The organism is Caballeronia sp. ATUFL_F1_KS4A (assembly GCF_023630905.1).
GTDB classification, from domain to species: Bacteria; Pseudomonadota; Gammaproteobacteria; order Burkholderiales; family Burkholderiaceae; genus Caballeronia; species Caballeronia zhejiangensis.
The window spans coordinates 201,512-222,960 of the sequence record NZ_JALQEB010000001.1; the positions used below are offsets into that span (position 1 = coordinate 201,512).

Consider the following 21,449-nt stretch of genomic DNA (forward strand, 5'->3'; position numbering starts at 1 on the left):
TGCAGCCGATGAAGCTCTTTTACTGGCCGAAGACGCGCGCCTTTCGCGCGCTGTGGATGCTCGAAGAAATGCGCGTGCCGTATCAACTGGAGTTCGTGAACATCCGAGCCGGCGCGCAGAACGATCCGAACTTCTGCCGCGTCAATCCGATGTCGAAGCTGCCCGCGCTGGAAGACGGCAGCGTGCGCGTGGCCGAATCGGGCGCGGTGCTGCTGTATCTGGCGGATCGCTATCCGGAAACGACGCTCGGCGTGCCGCTGCACGATCCGTCGCGCGGGCGCTTTCTGCAGTGGATGTTTTTCACCGGTTCGTGCCTCGAACCCGCGATGGCCGAACGCGTGACCGGCGCGCAAGGCAACACGGTGAGTTTCGGATGGGGCGATCTCGCGCGCGTCGAGCACGCGATCGAAAACGCGCTGGAAGAGGGGCCGTGGCTGCTCGGCGAGCAATTCACCGCCGCGGACATTCTCGCGGCGAGCACGCTGCAGATCGCGTTCAGGGCGAAGCTGATCGAGCCGCAGGGCGTGCTTTTCGATTACGTCGAACGCGCGCTCGGGCGCGAGGGCTACGAGCGCGCGTCAGCGATCGATCATCGCGAGGCCGAGCGGCTGGCGCTGAACAGCCACGCGGGCGTCGTGCATTCGTCGAGCGAGAGTTAGGGAAACGCGCGCGGCTTGGGAATGCCCGCGCCGGCTTCGATATCCGACACCGCGCGCCGATGCGCCAGCTCGACGGCTTCGGCGCGATCGGCGAGACCGTCGTCGCCGCCGACGGTCGTCCACGTCTGCACCGCCTTGTCGTGATGACGGATCTCGTACTCCGCGTCCCAGCGCGAGCCCTGCAGCTCGACCGGCCTCACGTGGATGGCGTAGACGCCATAAAGGAAGATCTGCTCCGGCATGTTGTCCTCCGATGCGGCCATGCAGCGTGGCTACAACTCGATTTCCCCGAGGATGCGGTGCGCGAGCGCGCGCGCTTCGTTGAGCGCTTCTTCTTCGTTGCCCGACGCGGCTTCCACTTCGTAGAGCGTCGCTTCGGTATCTTCGCCGTCGTCGCGTGCGAGCGAGACGAGGCCCTGGTACTGACCGCCGTCGATGGCGCGCACGCCGATCGTCGCGGTGTAGATGCCTTTCGTGTAGGTGGTGTCTTCCATGATGGATTCGCCTCCAGGCAAGGACGAATCCATGCTAGCACGCTGATATGTAACGCGTGCGACGCTTATTTCAGCAACGCCTCGACCTCATCCAGCGACGGCGAATGCGCGCCCGAATGACGGCACGCCGCCGCGCCCGCCGCGAGCGCGAACTTCAGATGTTCGGGCCATTCGCCGTGACGCGCCATCAAGCTATAGAGCAATCCGCCGATGGACGCATCGCCCGCGCCGACCGTATCGGCCACTTCGACGCTCGGCGGACGCGCGCTGTACTGCTCGTCGCCGGCATAGAGCGTGGCTTCCGACGAGCCGCGCGTGACGAGCACGGTGGCTTGGCGGTTCATCGCGCGGATTTTCGCGAGCGCGTCGGCTTCGGGCATGCCTTTGAACAGCATGTGCAGATCTTCGTCGGACACCTTGATCAGATCGGCGAGGCCCGCCATGTTGCGCAGGATCGGCTCGTAGCCGTGCTCCATCAGATTGCGATAGTTCGGATCGAAGCTGATCTTCACGCCGTGTTCGCGCAACTGACGGGCGAGCGCGGCAAGCGTCGCGCCGAGCGGCTGACGCACGAGGCTGATGCAGCCGAAATGCGCCCACTTCACGCGCTCCATCCAGCCTTGCGGCAGCCGCGACGGATCGAACGCGAGATCAGCGCCGTTCTCGCCCATGAAGTAGTACGTGGGCGGCTGCGTCTTGTGGACGATCGCGAGCAAGGGCGGACGCTCGACGCGCTGCATGAAGCGCATGTCGAGGCCCGAAGCGACGCTCGCGTCCCACAGATCGTCGGAGAAATTGTCCGTGCCGAGCGAGCCGGCGCAGGCCGTCGGCAGGCCGAGCCGCGCGACCGCGCGCGCGACGTTCCAGCCCGCGCCGCCCGGACGCGAAAGCCAGCTCGACACGTCCGTGCGGATCATGTCGGTGAGGATGTCGCCCGCGGAAACGAATTGCGGAAAAGTGGTTTGCTCGCTTGCCATGCTTGTCACCGTTGAGTCGAAGTCGGGGCCAGCGCGTTCAGCACTTCGTAGCACGCGCCCATCGTGTGGTAGTCGGTCTTGCCGGCGGGACTTTTCTCGTCGCCGTACTTGCGGTTGTCGCACGTCAGAATGCGATACCACGCGCCGTATTCGTGATCGACGAAGTGCTCCCAGCTATAGCGCCAGAGTTCGTCATAGCAATCCCAGAAACGCTCGCGTCCCGTGCGCGCGCCGAGCAGCGCCGCCGCCGCGAAGCCTTCGGCCTGCACCCAGAAATACTTGTCGTGGTCGCAGATGGTGTCGTCCGGGCCGAAGCCGTAGTAGAGGCCGCCGTGACGGCTGTCCCACGCGCGGTTGAAGCCGGCGTCGAACAGTTCGACGGCGCGCGCCGAGAGCCACGGCAGCGCGCGATGCCGCTCCAGAATCAGCAGCAGCTTCGCCCATTCGATCTGATGACCCGGCTGAAAACCCCACGGACGGAAGATGTTCGAACTGTCCGATTCGTTGTAATGCCAGTCGACCGACCAGTCGCGATGAAAATGCTCCCACACCATGCCGTGCGACAGCTTCGCCTGCCGCAGCGTGATGTTGCCCGCGATCTTTTCCGCGCGATCCAGATAGATGACGTGACCCGTCGCCTCGTAAGCCGCGAGCAGCGCCTCGGTCGCGTGCATGTTCGCGTTCTGCCCGCGATAGTCCGAAAGCCGCCAGTCGGGCGTGGCTTCGTCGGCGTAGAGGCCGGCGTCGGCGTCCCAGAAACGCTTTTCCATCAGCGCGAAGGTTTCGTCGATCATCGGCCTGGCTTCGTCGATGCCCGCCATCGCCGCGTGCGCGCATGCGAGCAGCACGAACGCCGTGCCGTAGCAGTGGCGCGTGCCGTCGAGCGTGCGCTTCTGGCCGTCGTGCCACTCGATTTCCCAGTCGTAACCTTCGTTCGCGGCGTCCCAGTGGGCGTCGCGCAGGAATCTGAACGCGTGATGCGCGTCGTCCCGATAGCGCGCGTCGCCGAAGTGGCGGAAGGCCATCGCGTAGTTGAAGACGAAGCGCGTGCTGCTGACGAGATGGCGCGTCGTGCGGTTATAGACGCTGCCGTCGTCCTTGAAGAAATGAAAGAAACCGCCGGACGGATCGCGCGCGTTCGGCGCGTAGAACGCGAGCGTGTCGCGTACGTGGGAGAGCAGGAAGTCGCGGCTGCGGAAATCGATCGCGCGTTCTGCTGGCGCCGGTTCCGCGAGGGCAGGTGAGGCGGTCATGTTCATGGCGTGCTGATGTCCTGTTTCGTGCCCGAGCTCGCGCGAGGAACGAAATTGACGGCGACGAGCGTGTCGGCCTGGCTCGGCGGGCTCGATTGATCTTCCAACAGCAATTCGACACCGCGGCGCCCGAGCGCTTCCTTGTCGACGGTCACGGTCGAGAGCGGCGGCGTGCTTTGGGCGGCGGCCGGAATGTCGTCGAAACCGACGAACGCGATGTCGTCCGGCACGCGCAAGCCGTGCGCGAGACAGACGCGCATCGCGGCGAGGGCCGCTGCATCGTTATAGGCGAAAACGGCGTCGGGCAGGGGACCGGATTGCGCGCGGGCTTCCGCGATGAGGCGTTCCATCGCGTCGGCGGCGGCCTGATCGGCGGTCAGACCCGGCTGCGTCATGACCTCGAGCGTCGGATCGAAAAGCTGGCCGGCATCGAAATATGCTTTCCGATAGCCGAGCGCGCGTTGCGCGATGCTGTAATGCGCGAGCGATCCGCCGATGAACGCGATGCGCCGCCGCCCTTGCGCGAACAGATGCTGCATCGCGAGCGACGCGCCGGTCACATTGTCGATGTTGACGGAGCGGAATCCCGGCGCGCGCAGGTCGATCAGCACGGTGGGCCGCGCGAGCGAATGAAGATGCGCGAGCAGTTCCGGCTCGACGAAACCCGCGACCGCGATGGCGTCCGGCGCGTGCAGGCGCATCTGCTGCGCGAGATCGTGCGTCGGACCGGCCGTGAGCACGGATGGCACGAGCCGCCGCTCGCGGCACGCTTCCTCGAAGCCGTTCAGCACATGGGAAAAGAAAGGGCTGACGGCGAAATTGTTGTGCTGCCGATGCAGCAGAAAGGTCACGCGACGAATGCGCGTGCGCAACTGAGCCGAATCGTAGCCGAGTTGCTGCGCCACTTCGACGACGCGCACGCGCGTCGCCTCGGACAAGCCTGGTTGATTCTTAAGCGCGCGCGAAACCGTCCCGATCGAGACGCTTGCCGCGCGCGCGACATCGCGAATGGTGGTGGCCATCGTGGTGTTCTCTGTCTCCGCTTTTCTCGGCTGTTTTCCGCTCAGGCGCGATGTTGCGCGCGCTCGGCCGGTTCACTTGTTCGAGGCGATTGTATAGTAAAAAGTCTCGAACCTACCGTATGCGAAGATTGGAGAAAACCAGTAGGCCGTTGTTATATATGCGATTCCTTGCGAATTGTTTGTTTAGTAAAAATACGGAAACATTACGCCGCGGCTTCGCGGTCGTGAACCGAGCGCTTGTCGGGCGTCCATACGTCGAGGATCAGATCGTCGTCCCAATAGTGGCTTAGCAGCGGCAGACTCATGCGGCCGCGCAGCTTTGCGTGGACTTCGTCGCCGTTCTGAAGCCAGCCTTCGATCGGCCGACGCCAGTGACACGCGACGACCGCGCCGTCGTGCGACAAGCTTTGATGTATGTGCTCGACGATGTGCCATAGCTGCGGCTCGTCGAGGTAATAGCCGATCTCGCTGATCACGACGAGATCGAACTTGCCGGTGGGCCAGCAGTCGGGCAGCAGCATCTGCCGGACATCGACGTTCCGATATTCCGCGACGCGTTGCCGCGTGAGCGCGACGGCGTCCTCGGCGATGTCGGTTGCGATCAGCTCGTCGCAGCGTGGCGCGAGCAGCGCCGTCAGTTCGCCGTTGCCGCAGCCTGGCTCGAATGCGCGCGCATAGCGTTCGTGCGGAAGCGAGGCGAGCAGGAGCGCGCGTTTGCGCCGTTCATACCATCGATGCCTGATTTTCCAGGGATCGTCGTTATCTCGATAAAGGGTATCGAAGTACTGCTTAGTATTGTTGTTGGTGTTGTTCATATGAGTACGACTTCGAAAGGCCGTGTAAGCCTTGCCAGCACATGCTCGGGCAGCACTGGCGCTTGTCCGGTGGTGGCGTCGGGGTCGAGCTGGCTCCGAAAAGCCTGCACGGCCCGAAGCTTCCGGGCATGCGTGGCGCCGTCGAGCACGATGCGGCGAGCACGGCTCCATGGCACGCGCGTATCGTCCGGCGACGCCCAGTGCCAGGTCCAGAGCGGCACCTCCACACAAGGCAGATCGAGCGCTTGTGCCGCGGACTGAACGGCGCGCCCGGCCGCCTCGTGGTCGGGGTGACCATCATAGCGCCATGTCGTGAAAACTATGTCGCCCGGTTGAAGGTACTCCGACAGGCATCCTGACAAACTCGATTCGATCTGGTCAGGATCGCCGTCCTGGAGCCCGAGCCGGACTACCTGGACCTGACGCAGATGCAGCCGTTGCAGCGCAGCCCTCGTTTCCTGCGGACGTACGCGTGCAAGACGTTCCGGCGGCCATTCGGATGACTTCGGGTGACTTGCCGTGCCGTCTGTTGCGGCGATGATGAGAATGTGCCGGCTGATCTCCGACAGTCGAGCGAGCAGGCCGCCGGTGCCGAGGATTTCATCGTCGGGGTGTGGCGCAACGACGACGGCCCGGCTGCCGAGCGGCACCAGTTCCGCCGGATCGACTTCGGGCAGCGCATTCAGACGCGCCCATCCCTGCCATGCGGCTTCGGGCGTGCCTTCGCCGCGTATGGCGCGGTCAGTGGCCGTTTCGTCGGTAGGCGCTTGCGTGGTCACACTTGCCATGAAATCCTTTCCTCCTCTATGACGTGCTCGGCGAGCGATGCTTCGTCACGCTCGGCGTGGCTTTGTCGAATGAAAACCGGCAGATCGGCCATCAACTGCGCGAAGTGCGCGTCGCGGCAGAGCGGGCCGGCGCCCAGCGCGCGGCCCGCGCGCTCCACGACCAGCGTTGCCACATGTTCGGCCGCGAGGCGCGCACGCATCGTCGGCACCATGGCGTCGGCCTGCGGCTCGCGGTCGATGAACGCCGCCGTCTCGCGCAGCAACGCGGCCGTCGCGGATAGCGCCGTATCGATCGCACCGAGATGCGCGAGCTTGTGCGGCCCCGCGCGATGCTTTGTATCGCGCGCGACGAACGCTGCAATGCCCGATGCCGCGCCGAACCAGCACGCGGCAATGCCCGCGCCGCCCTGCCAGAAACCAGGGCGCTCGAGATAACCACGCGGCGGACCGACCAACTGCGCGGGTACTCGCTCGAAGCGCACGTCGACGCTCGCGCTCGCCTCCATGCCGACCGCCTGCCAGCCGGAACCGGTGACTTTCACGCCGTTCTGCCGCAGATCGACGGCGGCGAGAACCGGTTCGTCGCGCTCGTTCCACGCGGTTACGAGCGCATGCGTGACCGATGCCGCCCCCGAGCACCATGCCTTCGTGCCGTCCAGCGCGACGATCTGTGAGCCGGCGTCACCCAGCGCCAACAAGCGCGCGCTCGGCGGTTCGGCTGCCCACACGGCCCACGCGCTGCCGTCGTCGGGTGGCGGGCCGCCCAGTTCGGCGAGGATGGCGAGCGCGTCCGTGTGGCCTTCGTAGAGCTTGACCAAAGAGAGGTCGAAGGCTGCGACCGCGCCCAACGCGCGCCAGCGCTCAGCCGTGTTTCCCCGGCCCGGCAAGGGAAGGCGATCGAGACCCGCGCCGATCAGCGCATGAAGCGCGCGGCCTGTTTCTTCGGCGTTGCCGCGTTGAAACGGCAACTTGCCGAGAAAGTCGCGCAAGGCGGAGGCCGTCGCATGCTGTTCGACGCAGTTCATCGGTCCATCCGCTGTTTAAGTTTGATGCGTTGTGTCCACATGGCGCGCCGTGTCCGCTTTTGCCCGGTTTTGAACAAGAGTGTGGCAAGGGACATGCCCGAGCACCATTCAGCCCAAAGACGTAGGCCAAAGTGCCGGACGCGCGGCAACGCGTTCCGACGAATCGATGTGAAAAGTCAGGCTTTCTGGCTTATGCCGCTTGGCTGAATGGTCGCTTGAGCGTGGCCGGGTTCAAATGACGCAAAAGGCCGCACGCGGCGGCCTTCTGGAAAGGGATCGAATATGGCGAACCAGCGGGCGCCGTTCGCGGACGGGCGTGAATCAGCGGCGGGCGGGCGCTCCGACGGCCTTGTTCTCGCGCGCGGCTTCGGGCGCAGTCTTGCGTGCGCCCCAACGCTGCGCGAGCACCGCGCACACCATCAATTGAATCTGGTGGAAAAGCATGAGCGGAAGCACGACCGCACCGACCGCGTGCGACGCGAAAATCACCTTCGCCATCGGAATGCCGGAGGCGAGACTCTTCTTCGAACCGCAGAAGATGATCGTGATCTGGTCGGCGCGCGAGAAGCCGAGGCGCTTGGCCGTGAACGCCGTGATGAACAGCGCCGCCGCCAGCAACAGGATATTGACCGCGAGCAGCCCCGCGAGCGTCCCGAGCGAAATCGAATGCCAGATGCCTTCGTTCACGGCTTCGCTGAACGCGACGTACACGACGAGCAGAATCGAGCCCTGGTCGACGAACTTGAGCATCGCGCGATGCCTGTCGATCCACTTGCCGATGGCCGGCCGCAGCAATTGCCCGGCAATGAACGGCACGAGCAGTTGCAGCGTGATGTTGCCGACGGTGTGCCACGGCGAGCCGGTCGTCGCGCCGTGATTGCTCACGACGATCCCGACGAGCGCCGGCGTGATGAAAATGCCGAGCAGGCTCGACGCGGACGCGCTGCACACGGCGGCCGGCACGTTGCCCTTTGCCATCGACGTGAACGCAATCGACGACTGCACCGTGGACGGCAGCGTGCACAGAAACAGGATGCCGGTGTACAGCGCCGGCGTCACGAGCGGCGTCAGCACCGGTTTGAGCGCGAGCCCGAGCAGTGGAAAGAGCGCGAAGGTGCTGAGCAGCACGACGAGATGCAGCCGCCAGTGCGTCGCGCCGGCGATGATCGCCTCGCGGGAAAGCTTCGCGCCATGCAGGAAGAACAAGAGGCCGATGGCGATATCGGTGATCCAGTTGAATGCGACCGCCGCGCCGCCGCGGCAGGGCAGAAAGCTCGCGACGATGACGGTGCCGACGAGCGCCAGCGTGAAGTTGTCGGGAAGAAGTTTGGGCCGTGCCATCAAAGAGTCTCGTACTTGGACACGCCGGCCGCTGGGCGGGGCGTTTTTTGCGTCAAGTCAGGAAAAACCATGATTTTCGCTCGCACCCGATTAAATTGGCAAATTCATTTACTGGATCGATTGATGACACGTCCACATGAAACGACCTGTGCACGAGGAAGGCCGAATGAGCGCTACAGCAAAACTCGGGCCGCGCGCGAGCCAATTTCGCGGCTTTCAGATTCTTTTGTCCAGCACATTTGTTCTTCATATGTTTGGTCGTCCGAAATGCTCGGCGGCAGCGAAAAACTCTGACGTAACATGGTGTTACAACCATCGAGCGGGCCTAACACTTTTTGGCTCGACTGCTTTCGCGGCGCGAAATAAATTGTTGAATACACCGGTTGGCGGGTTTATGCATCGCTCGATGCAAGGCCCCGAATGTTCCGACTGCCGCCGGTTGTCCGCCTGAAGCGAAAGTCTCCGCTTTCCATTCACGGACGGAAATATCGGTCGGACGCAGGCTGTTTCGACATGGCGCTCACAGGCATTCGCAACACTACCCGGCTTTTCGCATCTGCAGCGCTTGGCGCGCTCGCGGTGGCGGGTTCGCTCGCGCTTGCCGGGCCGCGCGTCGAGTGGCTGCCGTCGACAGTCCTCACCGATTCCGGCGCCAGCAGGCAATCGCTGCATTACACGCCGGTCGCCGCCAAAGACGGCTTGACGCCCGTTAGCGCCGAAGTGCGTCCGGGCCCGCGGGGCGATCAGACGGTGCCGCTGCGTGGCGCGGGCTCGATTCGCGCCGACATCACGCGCTACAACGAAGAGCGCAGCCTGCCGCGCCCCCCCGGCCGTCCGGCCGACGACGGTCGCGCGCCGACGAACGCGAACTACCGCAACTGAACGCTCCGCAGTCTTCCTGAGCTGACCTCCGTTTCGCCGCGTTCACCGCGCGGAGCGCAAAACTGTTTGCGCGTCTAGCTTCGCTGTCACGATGACGTAATCTCGCCACAGTTGCGCATCGAATTTCCCCCAGACGTTCCGCTCTTTTTTCCGCGCAAGGACAATGCGGCCTGCGCGGGAAAATGTCCGAAATTCTTAATTTCAAACGCCTTTCGACGCTTGGAGAGGCGCGCCGGTACTCGCTGCGCATCTCGCCGGTTGTCGATCCGGCCATCGCGAGCCTGAGGCAAAGCGTCCCTTCCTGCGCGCGGGCGGGGCGGGAAGTATTCGAACCGCTATACCCGCAATAACCAAAAACATTTTTGACCGGAAAAATGGTCCGTAAAGATGGTGCCGCTCCACACGCGATGCCTCTTCGCCCACTAAACCGTTATGCCGGTCAGACGAGGCGAGCGCAACGCAACTCGCCCGCAAAGATTTCAATTTTCGACAAAGAACAGGAGAGTTCATGAAGTCAACCGTCAACCGTGCAATGACTACGGTGAAAACAACGGTCAAGGCCACCGCGGTCGCCGCAGCGATGTTCGGCCTCTTCGCCGCGGGCACGGCGCACGCGCAATCGAGCGTTTCGCTGTATGGACAGGTCGACGAATGGGTCGGCGCGCAGAAATTTCCCGGCGGCGATCGTGCCTGGAACGTGAGCGGCGGCGGCATGTCGACGTCGTACTGGGGCTTGAAGGGCGCCGAGGATCTCGGCGGCGGCTACAAGGCCATCTTCACGTTGGAAAGCTTCTTCCGCGCGCAGAACGGTCAGTACGGACGCTTCCAGGGCGACACCTTCTTCGCGCGCAACTCATACGTCGGCATTCAAGGTCCGATCGGCACGTTCACCGTGGGCCGCCTGACGACGCAACTCTTCGTCTCGACGATCCTGTTCAACCCGTTCGTCGATTCGTACGTCTTCTCGCCGATGGTCTATCACGTGTTCCTCGGCGCGGGCACATTCCCGACGTACCGCACGGATCAGGGCGTGATCGGCGATTCGGGCTGGAACAACTCGGTCCAGTACACGTCGCCTGACTTCAACGGTCTGTCGGGCAGCGTGATGTACAGCTTCGGCAACACCGCCGGCGACGGCCGCTCGAAGAAGTACAGCGCGCAGTTCCTGTACTTCCACGGTCCGTTCGCGGCGACGGGCGTCTATCAGTACGTGAACTTCAACAACACCCCGGGCGATCTGACGTCGGTGGACGGCTTCGCTTCGCCGGGCTACAAGAGCCAGAGCGTCGGCCAGTTGGGCGCGTCGTACGACATGAAGTACGTCAAGTTCTTCGCGCAGTACATGTACACGAAGAACGACTACGAAGGCCCCGGCACGTTCCACGTCAACACCGGACAAGGCGGTGTGACGGTTCCGCTCGGCCCGGGCACGGTGATGGCGTCGTATGCGTACTCGCGCAGCAACGGCGGTCTCGATCAGACGCACAAGAGCTGGGCGCTCGGCTACGACTATCCGCTGTCGAAGCGCACCGACGTCTACGCCGCGTACCTGAACGACAAGTACACGGGTATGTCGACGGGCGATACCTTCGGCGTCGGTCTCCGCGCGAAGTTCTAAAGCGTTTCGCATCGAACGAAAACACCGCGCTCAAGGGCGCGGTGTTTTGCTTTCTACGGCACAAAAAATCAGCCGATCGCGAGGCGCGCCTTCGCGTCGTCGTATTCGCGCTTCAGACGCTCGACCAGTTCCGCGACGCTCGGCACGTCCTCCATCAGCCCGACGCCCTGGCCCGCGCCCCAGATTTCCTTCCACGCCTTCGCCTTGCTCGTGCCTTCGGCGAAGTTCATCGCGTTCTTGTCGGAGACAGGCAGCGCATCGGGATCGAGTCCCGCATTGACGATGCTCTCGCGGATGTAGTTGCCATGCACGCCCGTGAAGAGATTCGTGTAGATGATGTCGGCGGCGGTTGCATCGACGATCGCGCGCTTGTATTCCTCGAGCGCGTGCGCTTCCTTCGTCGCGATGAAGCGCGTGCCCATGTAGGCGAGGTCCGCGCCCATCGCTTGCGCCGCGAGGATCGAGCCGCCATTGGCGATCGCGCCCGACAGCACGATCGGGCCGTCGAACATGCGCCGCACTTCGCCGACGAGCGCGAACGGCGACGTCGTCCCCGCGTGGCCGCCCGCGCCCGCCGCGACGAGAATGAGGCCGTCGACGCCCGCTTCGAGCGCTTTCTGCGCGTGCCGCAAGTTGATGACGTCGTGCAGCACGATGCCGCCGTACGAATGCACGGCGTCGATCATCTCCTTGACCGGCGCGCGCAGGCTCGTGATGAAGATCGGCACCTCATGCTCGACGCACACGCGCACGTCCTGTTCGAGCCGCGCATTCGACTGATGAACGATCTGATTGACCGCGATCGGCCCGATCACGGCATCGGGATTCGCGGCCTTGTGCGCGGCGAGCTCGCTTTGAATCTGCGTGAGCCATTCGTCGAGCAGTTCGGCGGGACGCGCGTTCAACGCCGGAAAAGAGCCGACGATGCCCGCCTTGCATTGCGCAAGCACGAGCTCGGGATAACTGACGATGAACATCGGCGAGCCGACGACGGGCAAGCTGAGGTGCTGCAAGATGGCGGGCAGAGCCATGGCACGAATCTCCTGAGTGTGTCCGAGCAGCGTTAAACCATTCTAGAGAACTGGCGCGCGATCCGGCACGCACGATCATTTTCCGGAAGGCACGCGTGGCCAGCGAACGATCGTTCGATTATATGCACGACATCGCCGCCGAAACATCCGCCATTTCCCGAAGAAGTATTCGGTTTCGGCGTTCCACGCTCGCCACGGCATCGGCGACTGCGCGAGCGCGCCTACAATGGTCCGCAACGCCACGAACAAGAAAACACAATGTCGTTCAAAGACTACGAGCCGTTTCGCGTCGATGCGGGCGGCGTCGAGATCGCCGGGATGAAAGGCGGCGAGGGGCCGCCGCTCTTGCTCCTGCACGGACATCCGCAAACGCACGAGATCTGGCACAAGTGCGCCGGCGAGCTTGCGAAGCACTTCACGGTGATCGCCAGCGATCTGCGCGGCTACGGCGCGTCGGGAAAGCCGGAAAGCGACACGCATCACACGCCGTATTCGAAACGTGCGATGGCCGGCGATCAGGTCGCGGTCATGCGTCACTTCGGCTTCGAACAGTTTCTTGTCTGCGCGCACGATCGCGGCGCGCGGGTCGCGCATCGCATGGCGATGGATTTCCCCGACGCCGTCGATCGTCTGATGCTGCTCGACATCGCGCCGACGCTCGCGATGTACGACGCTACCGACCGCGAATTCGCGACTGCAAACTTCCACTGGTTCATGCTGATCCAGCCGTCGCCGCTGCCGGAATTGCTGATCGGCGGCAACCCGGACGCATATATCGATCGGCTATTGGGCAGTGGCCAAGCGGGATTTGCGCCCTTCGCGCCGCATGCGTTGCAGGCGTATCGCGACGCGTTTGCCGCGCCGGGTGCGATCTTCGCGACGTGCGAGGACTATCGCGCGTCGGCGGGCATCGACCTCGAACACGAACGCGCCGATCTCGAACGCGGCATGAAGATCGCCTGTCCGCTGCGCGTGCTGTGGGGCGAGCAAGGCGTCATCGGACGGCGCTTCGACGCGCTCGACGAATGGCGGCGCGTCGCACGCGACGTGAGCGGCCGCGCGCTGCCGTGCGGGCACTACATTCCCGAGGAACAGCCCGACATGCTGCTCGCGGAAATGCTCGCGTTCTTCGAGGCAGATGCGCCCTGAAACCCGCGCCGGCATTGGGCTTTACGTGAATTCAGGTGTCGTTACAATTTTGTAGGGAAAGCACCGATGCACGTGAAATAGTGTCGCGATACGATACTTGGGACGTTGATCACGTCCATATGATTCTGCCGCTTGCCGTAGCTGACAAGCGGCTTTCTTTTTGTGCACTCGGGCGGTTCAGGCCACCGACACGGTTTCGCCGCTCACGTTCACCGAGCCGCCGCGCGCCAGTTCCCCGACGATTTTCTCGACGAGCGTATGACATTCGCCCGATGGCGCGAGCGCATCGGCGGCGGCGCGCATCGCGCGGGCGTCTTGCGTCATCGTGACGAGCGCATCGAGCGTCATCGTGCGCACTTCCATCAACTTGAAGACGATCAGCACCTTGAGCGCGTTCTTCGCGTTGCGCGCGGGATCGGCCTCCAAGTATTCGAGTCGCGACGAAGCGACCTCGAGCGCGCGCGCAACGTCCGTGAACGGCGCGCCGTGGCCGGGAATCACGATATCGACGTCGAGCGTCGATATGAGTTCGAGCACCGCGCGTTCTTCCGCGAAACCGCTGTCGCCTTCGAGTTCGGGAAAGATCACGCCGAAGCCGTTTTCCCACAACGCGTCCGCGCTGATGAGCACGCGCGTCTCGGGGCAATGGAGCATCAGCGAATGCGGATCATGGCCCGGCGCGCCGAGCACGTTCCAGTCGAAGCCGCCGAGCGCGAGCGTCGCGCCGTGCGCGATCGTGCCCGTGAAATCGAAGCGATCGCAGCGCTGGCCGGTCGCGCGAAACGTGAGCGCGTCTTCGTCCCATGCGCGCACGGCGTGCGCTTCGCTTGCGGGAATCAGCGTGTCGCAGGCGTACGTGCGCTGGAGCAGCGCGTTGCCGCCGCAATGATCCGAATGCAGATGCGTGTTGACGATCAGATCGAGCTTGCGCGCGCCGAGCTTTTGTTTGACCAGCGCGAGCGTTTGCGGCGCGTGCGATACATAGCCCGTGTCGACGATCGCGGTGCCTTCGGCGCTTCTGAACAGCACGTTGTTCGACGAGAGCCAGCCGCGCTCGAAGACCGTCATCGACTCCGGCAGCGTTCTCACGCGCGTGTCTCCAGCGGCATCACGACGATGGTCGCCGTCGCCTTCATCACCGTTTCGCCGAGCTGATTGCGCGCGTCGCCTTCCAGCTTCACGAGATCCCCGTTCAGACTCGCTTTCCACTTCGCTTCGGTCACGCGCCAGGACATCGTGAGCACGTCGTTCGCCTTCACCGCGCGCGTCAGCCTGATGCCGAATTCGAGTCCGAGCGGCTGCGCGTATTGCGAGAAGTGCGTGGCGAGCATCGCCATCAGATGCGCGGTCGGCTGCGTGCCCGATGCGATCAGCGCACCGAAACGGCTTGCGCGCGCGTAGGCGTCGTCGTGATGCAGCGGGTTGAGATCGTTGACGAGCGTCGCGAAGTGCTTGATCGAATCGGGCGGCAGCGCGAGCGTCGCGTCGAACGATTCGCCGAGCGTCACCACGCGCGCGCCCTGACGACGGCTCTCGACGCGCGCGAGCACCGCGCGTTTCGCGTCATCGTCATGGGAGGACCACGCGGCGATTTCGTCGATGTTGCGAAAGCAGCCGTCGCAGAAACCGGTCTCCGGATTCATGCGGCATACATCGACGCACGGCGACGCAACGTCCGTCACGTTCGTCACGATTCCGCCGTCTCGCGCAACGCAACGTCCGCGACCGGCGCGCCCGTCAGCTCGATCAATTCCTGCGGCGACAGATTGAACACCGCGTGCGGATGCCCGGCCGCCGCCCACAGGCTGTCGAGCGCGAGCAGGTCTTCGTCGATGAGCGTGACCGGCGTGACCGCATGTCCGATCGGGCACACGCCGCCGATCGCGTAGCCGGTCTTCTCGCGCACGAACTTCGCGTCCGCGCGCGCCAGAGCGCCGACGCGCGCCGCGACCTTCGCTTCATCGACGCGATTCGCGCCGCTCGCGATCACGAGCACGGGCGCGTCGTCTTCCTTGCGGCGAAACAGAATCGACTTGGCGATCTGCGCGACCTCGCAGCCGAGGCCGGCCGCCGCTTCCGCCGACGTCTTGCCGGTTTCGGGCAGCATCACGACGTCATGCGGATGGCCGCGTTCCTTCAACAAAAGCGCGACGCGGCGCGCGGAATCGGGCAATTGATCGATCATCTTTGTCCTTTGTTGTTCAGACGCAGGCGGCGGCGCCGTCGCGTTTCTTCGTGAAGATCGCCTTTCCTGCACGCGACGAACTCGGCTTGCCGATCGCGCGCGAAATGAAATCGCCGATATCGACGAGCTGATCCAGATCGACGCCGGTCTCGATGCCGAGCCCGTTCATCAGATACACGACGTCTTCGGTCGCGACATTCCCGGTCGCGCCCTTCGCATACGGACAGCCGCCGAGCCCCGCCACCGACGCGTGGAAGATCTCGATGCCTTCGAGCAGCGCCGCATAAATGTTGCCGATGGCTTGCCCGTACGTGTCGTGGAAATGTCCGGAAAGGCGCTCGCGCGGAAACGCTTTCTGCGCTGCCGCGAGCACTTCGCGCGTGCGTTTGGGCGTGCCGACGCCGATGGTATCGGCGATATCGATCTCGTCGCAGCCGAGCGCTTTCATGCGTTCGACGACATCCACGACCGATTCGATGCTCACTTCGCCCTGATACGGACAGCCGAGCGCGCACGAGATGGATCCGCGCAGCCGCATGCCGGCGTCCTTCGCGGCTTTCGCGACCGGCTCGAAGCGCGCGATGCTCTCCGCGATGCTGCAATTGATGTTCTTCTGCGAGAACGCCTCGCTCGCCGCGCCGAAGATCACGATTTCATCGGCTTTGGCTTCGAGCGCGCCTTCGAAGCCGCGCATGTTCGGCGTGAGCACGGAGTAGATCGTGCCCGGACGGCGCTCGATGCCGGCCATGAGTGCGGCGGCGTCGGACATTTGCGGCACCCATTTCGGCGACACGAACGATGTCGATTCCACGTTCACGATGCCCGCCCGCGCGAGCCGGTTCACGAGCTCGATCTTGGTTTCGGTGGGCACGAATTCCTTTTCGTTCTGCAGGCCGTCGCGCGGCCCGACTTCGACGATTTTCACTTTTGACGGAATCATGTCTCTGTCTCCTTTCGATGTGGTCTCAGTACCCGCGCTTGAAATCGACGATGCCGCTGATCGGCTCGCCGCGCGCGAGCGCTTTGATCTTGCCGGCGATCTGCACGATGCTTTCCTCGCGCAGCGTTTCCGCCGAAATATGCGGCGTCACCGACACGCGCGGATGCGTCCAGAACGGATGTTCCTGCGGCAGCGGCTCGGTGTGGAAGACATCGAGCGTCGCGGCGGCGATCTGGCCGCTGTCGAGCGCGGCGATGAGATCGGCATCGACGAGATGCGGGCCGCGCGCCACGTTCACCAGATACGCGCCGCGCGCGAGCTTGCCGAACGTGCGCGCGTTCAGAATGCCTTCGGTGTCCGGCGTGTGCGGCAACAGATTGATGAGCACTTTTACGCCGTCGAGAAACGCGTCGAATTCGTCCGCGCCCGCGTGAACGTGGACGCCTTCGATCGTCTTCGGCGTGCGGCTGTATCCGCGCACGGGCACGCCGAGTTTCAGCAAACCCTTCGCGACTTCCGCGCCGAGCACGCCGAGCCCGAGCACGCCGACAGTGAACGATTCGCGCGCGTGCTGCGGCAGTTTTTCCCAGCGGCCTTCGCGTTCCAGGGCGTCGTATTCGTCGAAGCGGCGCAGGTAGCGCAGCACGCAGTACGTCGCGTATTCGACCATCTGCTGCGCCATGCCGGTGTCTTCGAGACGCACGAGCTTCGCGTTCGGCGGCAGCGTGCCGGGTTCGCGGCGCTCGACATCGAGAATCGCATCGACGCCCGCGCCGAGATTGAACACGGCCTGAAGATCGGGACGATTCGCGAAGAGCTCGCGCGGCGCGCGCCACACGATCGCGTAGTCGGCGTTCGCGGTGTCGCCCGGCTCCCAAACGCGCAGGTCCGCATCGGGCAACTCGCGTTTCAGGCCGCCGAGCCACGCGTCGATATCGGCGCCCTTCTCGTAGAAGATGATTTTCATGGCCGCGTCCGTTTTCCGTTTAGTTCGCGTGCTTGTGTCCGCAACCGCGTTCGGCTTCCTGCGCGCCGGCGTTCTGCGCGGCTTCCGCGCGCATGCCGAGGCGCTCGATCAGCTTGCGGTCGGCTTCGGCTTGCGGGTTGCTCGTCGTCAGAAGCTGATCGCCGTAGAAGATCGAGTTTGCGCCCGCCGCGAAGCACAGCGCCTGCAACGCTTCATCCATCTGCTCGCGTCCGGCGGACAGACGCACCATCGCCTTCGGCATCGTGATGCGCGCGACCGCGATCGTCCTCACGAACTCGAACGGATCGAGCGCGTCGACGCCGGTGAGCGGCGTGCCCGCGACCTGCACGAGATTGTTGATCGGCACCGATTCCGGATACGGCTCCATGTTCGCGAGCTGCGAGATCAGTCCCGCGCGTTCGCGTCGCGATTCGCCCATGCCGACGATCCCGCCACAGCACACGTTGATGCCCGCGTCGCGAACGTGTTCGAGCGTATCGAGGCGATCCTGATACGTGCGCGTCGAAATGATCTGGCCGTAGAACTCCGGCGACGTGTCGAGATTGTGGTTGTAGTAATCGAGGCCGGCGTCGCGCAAGCCTTGCGCCTGATGCGCTTCGAGCATGCCGAGCGTCACGCAGGTTTCGAGGCCCATCGCCTTCACGCCGCGAATCATGTCCTTGATCGGCTCGAGATGGCGATCCTTCGGATTGCGCCACGCCGCGCCCATGCAAAAGCGCGTCGCACCGTTCGACTTCGCGACTTCGGCTGCCTTCAGGACTTCATCGACGTCCATCAGCTTTTCGGCCTTGAGGCCGGTGTCGTGATGCACCGACTGCGGACAGTACGCGCAATCTTCCTCGCAGCCGCCCGTCTTGATCGACAGCAGCGTGGACAACTGCACCGCGTTCGGATCGAAGTGTTCGCGATGCACGGTCTGCGCGCGGAAGAGCAGATCGTTGAACGGCAGTTCGTACAGCGCGACGACATCGGCGACGCGCCAGCGCTGCATCGGTTGCGGCGTGGTTTTCGAGGTGGTCTCAGTGGCGATTTGCTGTGTCATGTATTCAATCCTTTTGATGAAGCGAGTCGGTCAGAGCGCCGATATCGAGCGAATCGGCGGCGCGCGTTGCATCGGGTGCCGCGAGATGCGGAATCACGCCGATGAGCGGCGCCTTGATGCGTTGTTTCAGTGTTGCGATGTTTTCGTCGGGATACAGCATATTCGGATCGACGCGATTCGCCACCCAGCCGGCGAGCTTCAGGCCGCGCGACGCGATGGCTTCGACCGTCAGCAACGCATGGCTGATGCAGCCGAGCCGCATGCCGACGACGAGCACGACCGGCAGATTCAGCGCGACGGCGAGATCGGCGGTGTCGTGCGTGTCGGTGAGCGGCACGCGAAAACCACCGACGCCTTCCACGACGACGATATCCGCTTTCGTCATCGCGAACTGATGCGCTTGCACAATGCGCCCGATGTCGAGCGCCACGCCTTCGCGCGCCCCAGCGATATGCGGCGCGATCGGCTCGCGCATCATGAACGGCGTGCGGATGTCGTTCGGCAGCGCGACGTTCGCGGCGGCGTCGAGCTGATCGGCGTCTTCGTTGTGCAGCACGCCGTCGCGCTCGACCGCGCCCGACGCGATCGGCTTCATCGCGGCGGCGGAAAGGCCCGCGCGCGCGAAGCCGTGCAGCAGCGCGCAAGAGACGAGCGTCTTGCCGATTTCCGTATCGGTTCCGGCGACGAACAGGGATAAAGCGGTCATAGCGTATTCAAAGCGTTTAACGCGTGATCGAGCCGCGCGAGATCGTCCTCACTGTGCGCGGCGGAAAGGGAAATGCGCAGGCGCGACGTGCCCGCCGGAACCGTCGGCGGACGAATCGCCGGAACCCAGAGGCCTTGCTTGTCGAGCGCGGCGGCGATTTCCAGCGTTTCGTCGTTGCCGCCGATCACGAGCGGCTGCACGGCGGTATGCGAATCGACCGGCATCCAGCGCGTGCGTTTCAGCATCGCGCGCGTGGTGTCGATCAGCGACGCGAGGTGCGCGCGGCGCGCGTCGCCTTCATCGCCCGCGATGATTTCGATGCTCTTCGACACCGCATGCGCGACCGCCGGCGCGGACGCCGTCGTGAAGATATACGGACGCGCGCGCTGAATGAGCCATTCGATGACGGTTTCATCCGCCGCGACGAACGCGCCCGACACGCCCGCCGCCTTGCCGAGCGTGCCGACATAGACGAGATGCGGCGAGCGCAGTGCGTAATGCGCCAGCGCGCCGCGTCCTTGCGGGCCGAGCACGCCGAAGCCGTGCGCGTCGTCGACGACGAGCCACGCGCCGTACTTCTCCGCAAGCTCGACGAGACGCGCGAGCGGCGCGATATCGCCGTCCATGCTGAACACCGTGTCGGTGACGATGAGCTTCGTCGCTGTTTCGTCGCGGGAGGCGTCGAGCATCGCGTCGAGCGCGTCGATGTCGGCGTGCGGATAAATCTGCGTTTGCGCGCGCGACAGGCGCACGCCGTCGATCAGCGATGCGTGATTGAGCGCGTCCGAAAACACGAGCGTGCCGCGTCCGGCGAGCGCCGTGACGACCGCGAGGTTCGCCATGTAGCCGGTGCTGAAGTAAAGCGCGCGCGGGTTGTCGACGAAACCGCCCGAGAACGCGGCGAGATCGTCTTCGAGTTGCGCGTGCGCGCGTGAATGGCCGCCCAGCAGATGCGAGCCGCCGCTGCCCGCGCCGAAAAGCGACGCGCCTTCGGCGAGCGCCGCGCGAATCGCATCGTGCGCGGCGAGGCCGAGATAATCGTTGCTCGCGAAGCCGACGATCGCGCGGCCATCGACGGTCATGTGCGCGGAACAGGCGCCGTCGATCGTCTTGCGGCGACGCCGCAGGCCGCGCGCATCGATATCGTTCAAGCCCTGTTCGAGCGTTTCGTACAACGCTCTCGCTGTCGTGCTCATGCTGCGACCCCCGCGAGCGTGGCGTCGAGCGTTTCGCGCGTGCGTTGCGCGAGGAGCAGCAGTTCGTCGTCGGAGAGGATGTACGGCGGCATCATGTAGACCGTCGTGCCGATGGGGCGCATCAGCAGTTCGCGCTGCAACGCGTTTGCGAAGAAGCGGCGCGAGAACGTCTTGTCGTCGATATCGACATCGAACGCGAAGATCGTGCCGCGATTGCGCAGATTCTTCACGCGTTCGTGCCCGCCGACGCGCGCGCGCAACGCCTCGCCCAGCAACGCCGATTTGCGTTTGTTTTCCGCGAGCACGTTCGCGCTGTCGAACAGATCGAGCGTCGCCAGCGCGGCGCGGCACGCGAGCGGATTGCCCGTGTACGAATGCGAATGCAGAAAGCCGCGCGTGACGTCGTCGTCGTAGAACGCGGCGTAGATGTCGTCGCGCGTGAGCACGATCGAAAGGGGCAAGTATCCGCCGCTGATGCCCTTCGACAAGCAGATGAAATCAGGCCAGATGCCCGCCTGCTCGCACGCGAAAAAAGTGCCGGTGCGCCCGCAGCCGACCGCGATTTCATCGGCGATCAGATGCACGCCGAATTCGTCGCACAGCGCGCGCAAACGCGTGAGATACGACGCGTCGTACATCGACATGCCGGCCGCGCACTGCACGAGCGGCTCGACGATCACGGCCGCAAGCTGCGACGCGCGCTGCCCGAAGAGCGCGCGCATCGCGGCGATGGCTTCGTCGACGCCGACCGCCGCCGGCGACGCGACCACATGCGCGTGACGGATCAGCGGATCGTAAGCGTCCTTGAAAATGGCGACGTCCGTCACGCCGAGCGCGCCGATCGTTTCGCCGTGATAGCTGTTCGCGAGACACGCGAATTCGCGCTTCTCGCTTGCGCCGCGATTGCGCCAGAAGTGAAAGCTCATCTTCAGCGCGATCTCGACCGCCGACGCGCCATCGGACGCGAAAAACGCATGGCCGAGCGTGCGATCGGTGAGCGCGCAAAGACGCTCGGCCAGTTCGACGGCCGGCGCGTGCGTGCAGCCCGCGAGCATCGCGTGTTCGAGCGTGTCGAGTTGATCCTTGAGCGCGCGGTTGATGTCGTCGTTAGCGTGGCCGAAGAGATTGACCCACCACGAACTGATCGCATCGAGATAGCGGTGGCCTTCGTGGTCGTAGAGCCACGCGCCCTTGCCGCGCGCGATCGGCACGAGCGGCACGCGCTCGTGATGTTTCATCTGGGTGCACGGATGCCACACGGCCGCAAGCGAGCGGGCAACCCAGTCCTGATTGGCTTCTGTGTTCAAAAACGGCTCCCAGGCCCGCGCGCGCGATGCG

Annotated in this window: 23 protein-coding genes; 4 read left to right on the top strand and 19 right to left on the bottom strand. The window is 64.3% G+C overall.

Annotated features, from left to right (window positions below):
- Positions 1-8 precede the first annotated feature (8 nt).
- Positions 9-659 (top strand): glutathione S-transferase family protein, encoded by a 651-nt coding sequence (locus tag NCS03_RS00885; RefSeq protein ID WP_034470349.1) that lies wholly within the window; start codon positions 9-11, stop codon positions 657-659.
- On the opposite strand, the gene NCS03_RS00890 is transcribed toward NCS03_RS00885, so the two are convergent.
- The 9 genes from NCS03_RS00890 to NCS03_RS00930 all read right to left on the bottom strand — a co-directional run bounded on the left by NCS03_RS00890 (position 656) and on the right by NCS03_RS00930 (position 8,374).
- On the bottom strand, positions 656-901 hold the full coding sequence (locus NCS03_RS00890; protein WP_008351976.1) for a hypothetical protein: 246 nt from the start codon (positions 899-901) through the stop codon (positions 656-658). The genes NCS03_RS00885 and NCS03_RS00890 overlap by 4 nt on opposite strands.
- A 30-nt stretch (positions 902-931) precedes the next feature.
- Positions 932-1,153 carry a hypothetical protein gene (locus tag NCS03_RS00895; protein ID WP_008351974.1) on the bottom strand — a complete coding sequence of 74 codons (222 nt, stop codon included), beginning with the start codon at positions 1,151-1,153 and terminating at the stop codon, positions 932-934.
- Between the two features lie 65 nt (positions 1,154-1,218).
- A complete protein-coding gene (locus NCS03_RS00900) occupies positions 1,219-2,130 on the bottom strand; it encodes a carbohydrate kinase family protein (RefSeq protein WP_008351973.1) in 912 nt (303 codons plus the stop codon).
- A gap of 5 nt (positions 2,131-2,135) precedes the next feature.
- Complete coding sequence (locus tag NCS03_RS00905; protein ID WP_034470352.1) at positions 2,136-3,389, bottom strand: AGE family epimerase/isomerase; 1,254 nt, start codon at positions 3,387-3,389, stop codon at positions 2,136-2,138.
- Positions 3,386-4,405, bottom strand: a complete 1,020-nt coding sequence (locus tag NCS03_RS00910; RefSeq protein ID WP_008351968.1) for a LacI family DNA-binding transcriptional regulator — start codon at positions 4,403-4,405, stop codon at positions 3,386-3,388. The genes NCS03_RS00905 and NCS03_RS00910 overlap by 4 nt, the downstream gene beginning before the upstream one ends.
- Before the next feature lie 203 nt (positions 4,406-4,608).
- Positions 4,609-5,220, bottom strand: coding sequence for a class I SAM-dependent methyltransferase (locus NCS03_RS00915; protein WP_034470354.1), 612 nt, complete (start codon positions 5,218-5,220; stop codon positions 4,609-4,611).
- Positions 5,217-6,008 (bottom strand): PIG-L deacetylase family protein, encoded by a 792-nt coding sequence (locus tag NCS03_RS00920; protein ID WP_034470357.1) that lies wholly within the window; start codon positions 6,006-6,008, stop codon positions 5,217-5,219. Before NCS03_RS00920 ends, NCS03_RS00915 begins: the two co-directional genes overlap by 4 nt.
- On the bottom strand, positions 5,996-7,033 hold the full coding sequence (locus NCS03_RS00925) for an acyl-CoA dehydrogenase family protein (RefSeq protein ID WP_250478604.1): 1,038 nt from the start codon (positions 7,031-7,033) through the stop codon (positions 5,996-5,998). The genes NCS03_RS00920 and NCS03_RS00925 overlap by 13 nt, the downstream gene beginning before the upstream one ends.
- Positions 7,034-7,354: 321 nt before the next feature.
- Positions 7,355-8,374, bottom strand: coding sequence for a bile acid:sodium symporter family protein (locus NCS03_RS00930; protein WP_033536558.1), 1,020 nt, complete (start codon positions 8,372-8,374; stop codon positions 7,355-7,357).
- Between the two features lie 513 nt (positions 8,375-8,887).
- On the opposite strand from NCS03_RS00930, the gene NCS03_RS00935 reads away from it, so the two are divergent.
- Both NCS03_RS00935 and NCS03_RS00940 read left to right on the top strand, forming a co-directional pair.
- Complete coding sequence (locus NCS03_RS00935) at positions 8,888-9,256, top strand: hypothetical protein (protein WP_034470363.1); 369 nt, start codon at positions 8,888-8,890, stop codon at positions 9,254-9,256.
- A 508-nt stretch (positions 9,257-9,764) separates the two neighbouring features.
- A complete protein-coding gene (locus NCS03_RS00940; RefSeq protein ID WP_250528649.1) occupies positions 9,765-10,874 on the top strand; it encodes a porin in 1,110 nt (369 codons plus the stop codon).
- Between the two features lie 68 nt (positions 10,875-10,942).
- Here the strand turns inward: NCS03_RS00940 and NCS03_RS00945 are convergent, their stop codons facing one another.
- A complete protein-coding gene (locus NCS03_RS00945; RefSeq protein ID WP_008351955.1) occupies positions 10,943-11,905 on the bottom strand; it encodes an NAD(P)H-dependent flavin oxidoreductase in 963 nt (320 codons plus the stop codon).
- A gap of 258 nt (positions 11,906-12,163) precedes the next feature.
- On the opposite strand from NCS03_RS00945, the gene NCS03_RS00950 reads away from it, so the two are divergent.
- Positions 12,164-13,054, top strand: coding sequence for an alpha/beta fold hydrolase (locus NCS03_RS00950; protein ID WP_250528650.1), 891 nt, complete (start codon positions 12,164-12,166; stop codon positions 13,052-13,054).
- Positions 13,055-13,231: 177 nt separating this feature from the next.
- On the opposite strand, the gene NCS03_RS00955 is transcribed toward NCS03_RS00950, so the two are convergent.
- Genes NCS03_RS00955 through NCS03_RS00995 form a run of 9 tightly spaced genes read right to left on the bottom strand, consistent with a single transcriptional unit; the run spans position 13,232 to position 21,418 of the window.
- Entirely contained in the window at positions 13,232-14,143 is a 912-nt protein-coding gene (locus tag NCS03_RS00955) for an MBL fold metallo-hydrolase (RefSeq protein WP_250528651.1), read from the bottom strand.
- Positions 14,140-14,697 carry a DUF1289 domain-containing protein gene (locus NCS03_RS00960; protein WP_250528739.1) on the bottom strand — a complete coding sequence of 186 codons (558 nt, stop codon included), beginning with the start codon at positions 14,695-14,697 and terminating at the stop codon, positions 14,140-14,142. The genes NCS03_RS00955 and NCS03_RS00960 overlap by 4 nt, the downstream gene beginning before the upstream one ends.
- Before the next feature lie 44 nt (positions 14,698-14,741).
- Positions 14,742-15,239 (bottom strand): YbaK/EbsC family protein, encoded by a 498-nt coding sequence (locus NCS03_RS00965; RefSeq protein WP_008351951.1) that lies wholly within the window; start codon positions 15,237-15,239, stop codon positions 14,742-14,744.
- A 16-nt stretch (positions 15,240-15,255) separates the two neighbouring features.
- Positions 15,256-16,179: a hydroxymethylglutaryl-CoA lyase gene (locus NCS03_RS00970; protein WP_008351950.1), complete on the bottom strand. Its 924-nt coding sequence runs from the start codon at positions 16,177-16,179 to the stop codon at positions 15,256-15,258.
- 25 nt (positions 16,180-16,204) lie between these two features.
- The gene (locus NCS03_RS00975) at positions 16,205-17,146 is read right to left on the bottom strand and encodes a 2-hydroxyacid dehydrogenase (protein ID WP_250528652.1); all 942 of its coding nucleotides are present in this window, start codon (positions 17,144-17,146) and stop codon (positions 16,205-16,207) included.
- Positions 17,147-17,165: 19 nt separating this feature from the next.
- Complete coding sequence (bioB, locus tag NCS03_RS00980; RefSeq protein WP_008351947.1) at positions 17,166-18,209, bottom strand: biotin synthase BioB; 1,044 nt, start codon at positions 18,207-18,209, stop codon at positions 17,166-17,168.
- Between the two features lie 4 nt (positions 18,210-18,213).
- Positions 18,214-18,915, bottom strand: coding sequence for a dethiobiotin synthase (bioD, locus tag NCS03_RS00985; RefSeq protein WP_250528653.1), 702 nt, complete (start codon positions 18,913-18,915; stop codon positions 18,214-18,216).
- Positions 18,912-20,111: an 8-amino-7-oxononanoate synthase gene (bioF, locus tag NCS03_RS00990; protein WP_034470377.1), complete on the bottom strand. Its 1,200-nt coding sequence runs from the start codon at positions 20,109-20,111 to the stop codon at positions 18,912-18,914. Before bioF ends, bioD begins: the two co-directional genes overlap by 4 nt.
- Positions 20,108-21,418 carry an adenosylmethionine--8-amino-7-oxononanoate transaminase gene (locus NCS03_RS00995; RefSeq protein ID WP_008351942.1) on the bottom strand — a complete coding sequence of 437 codons (1,311 nt, stop codon included), beginning with the start codon at positions 21,416-21,418 and terminating at the stop codon, positions 20,108-20,110. The genes bioF and NCS03_RS00995 overlap by 4 nt, the downstream gene beginning before the upstream one ends.
- Positions 21,419-21,449 lie beyond the last annotated feature (31 nt).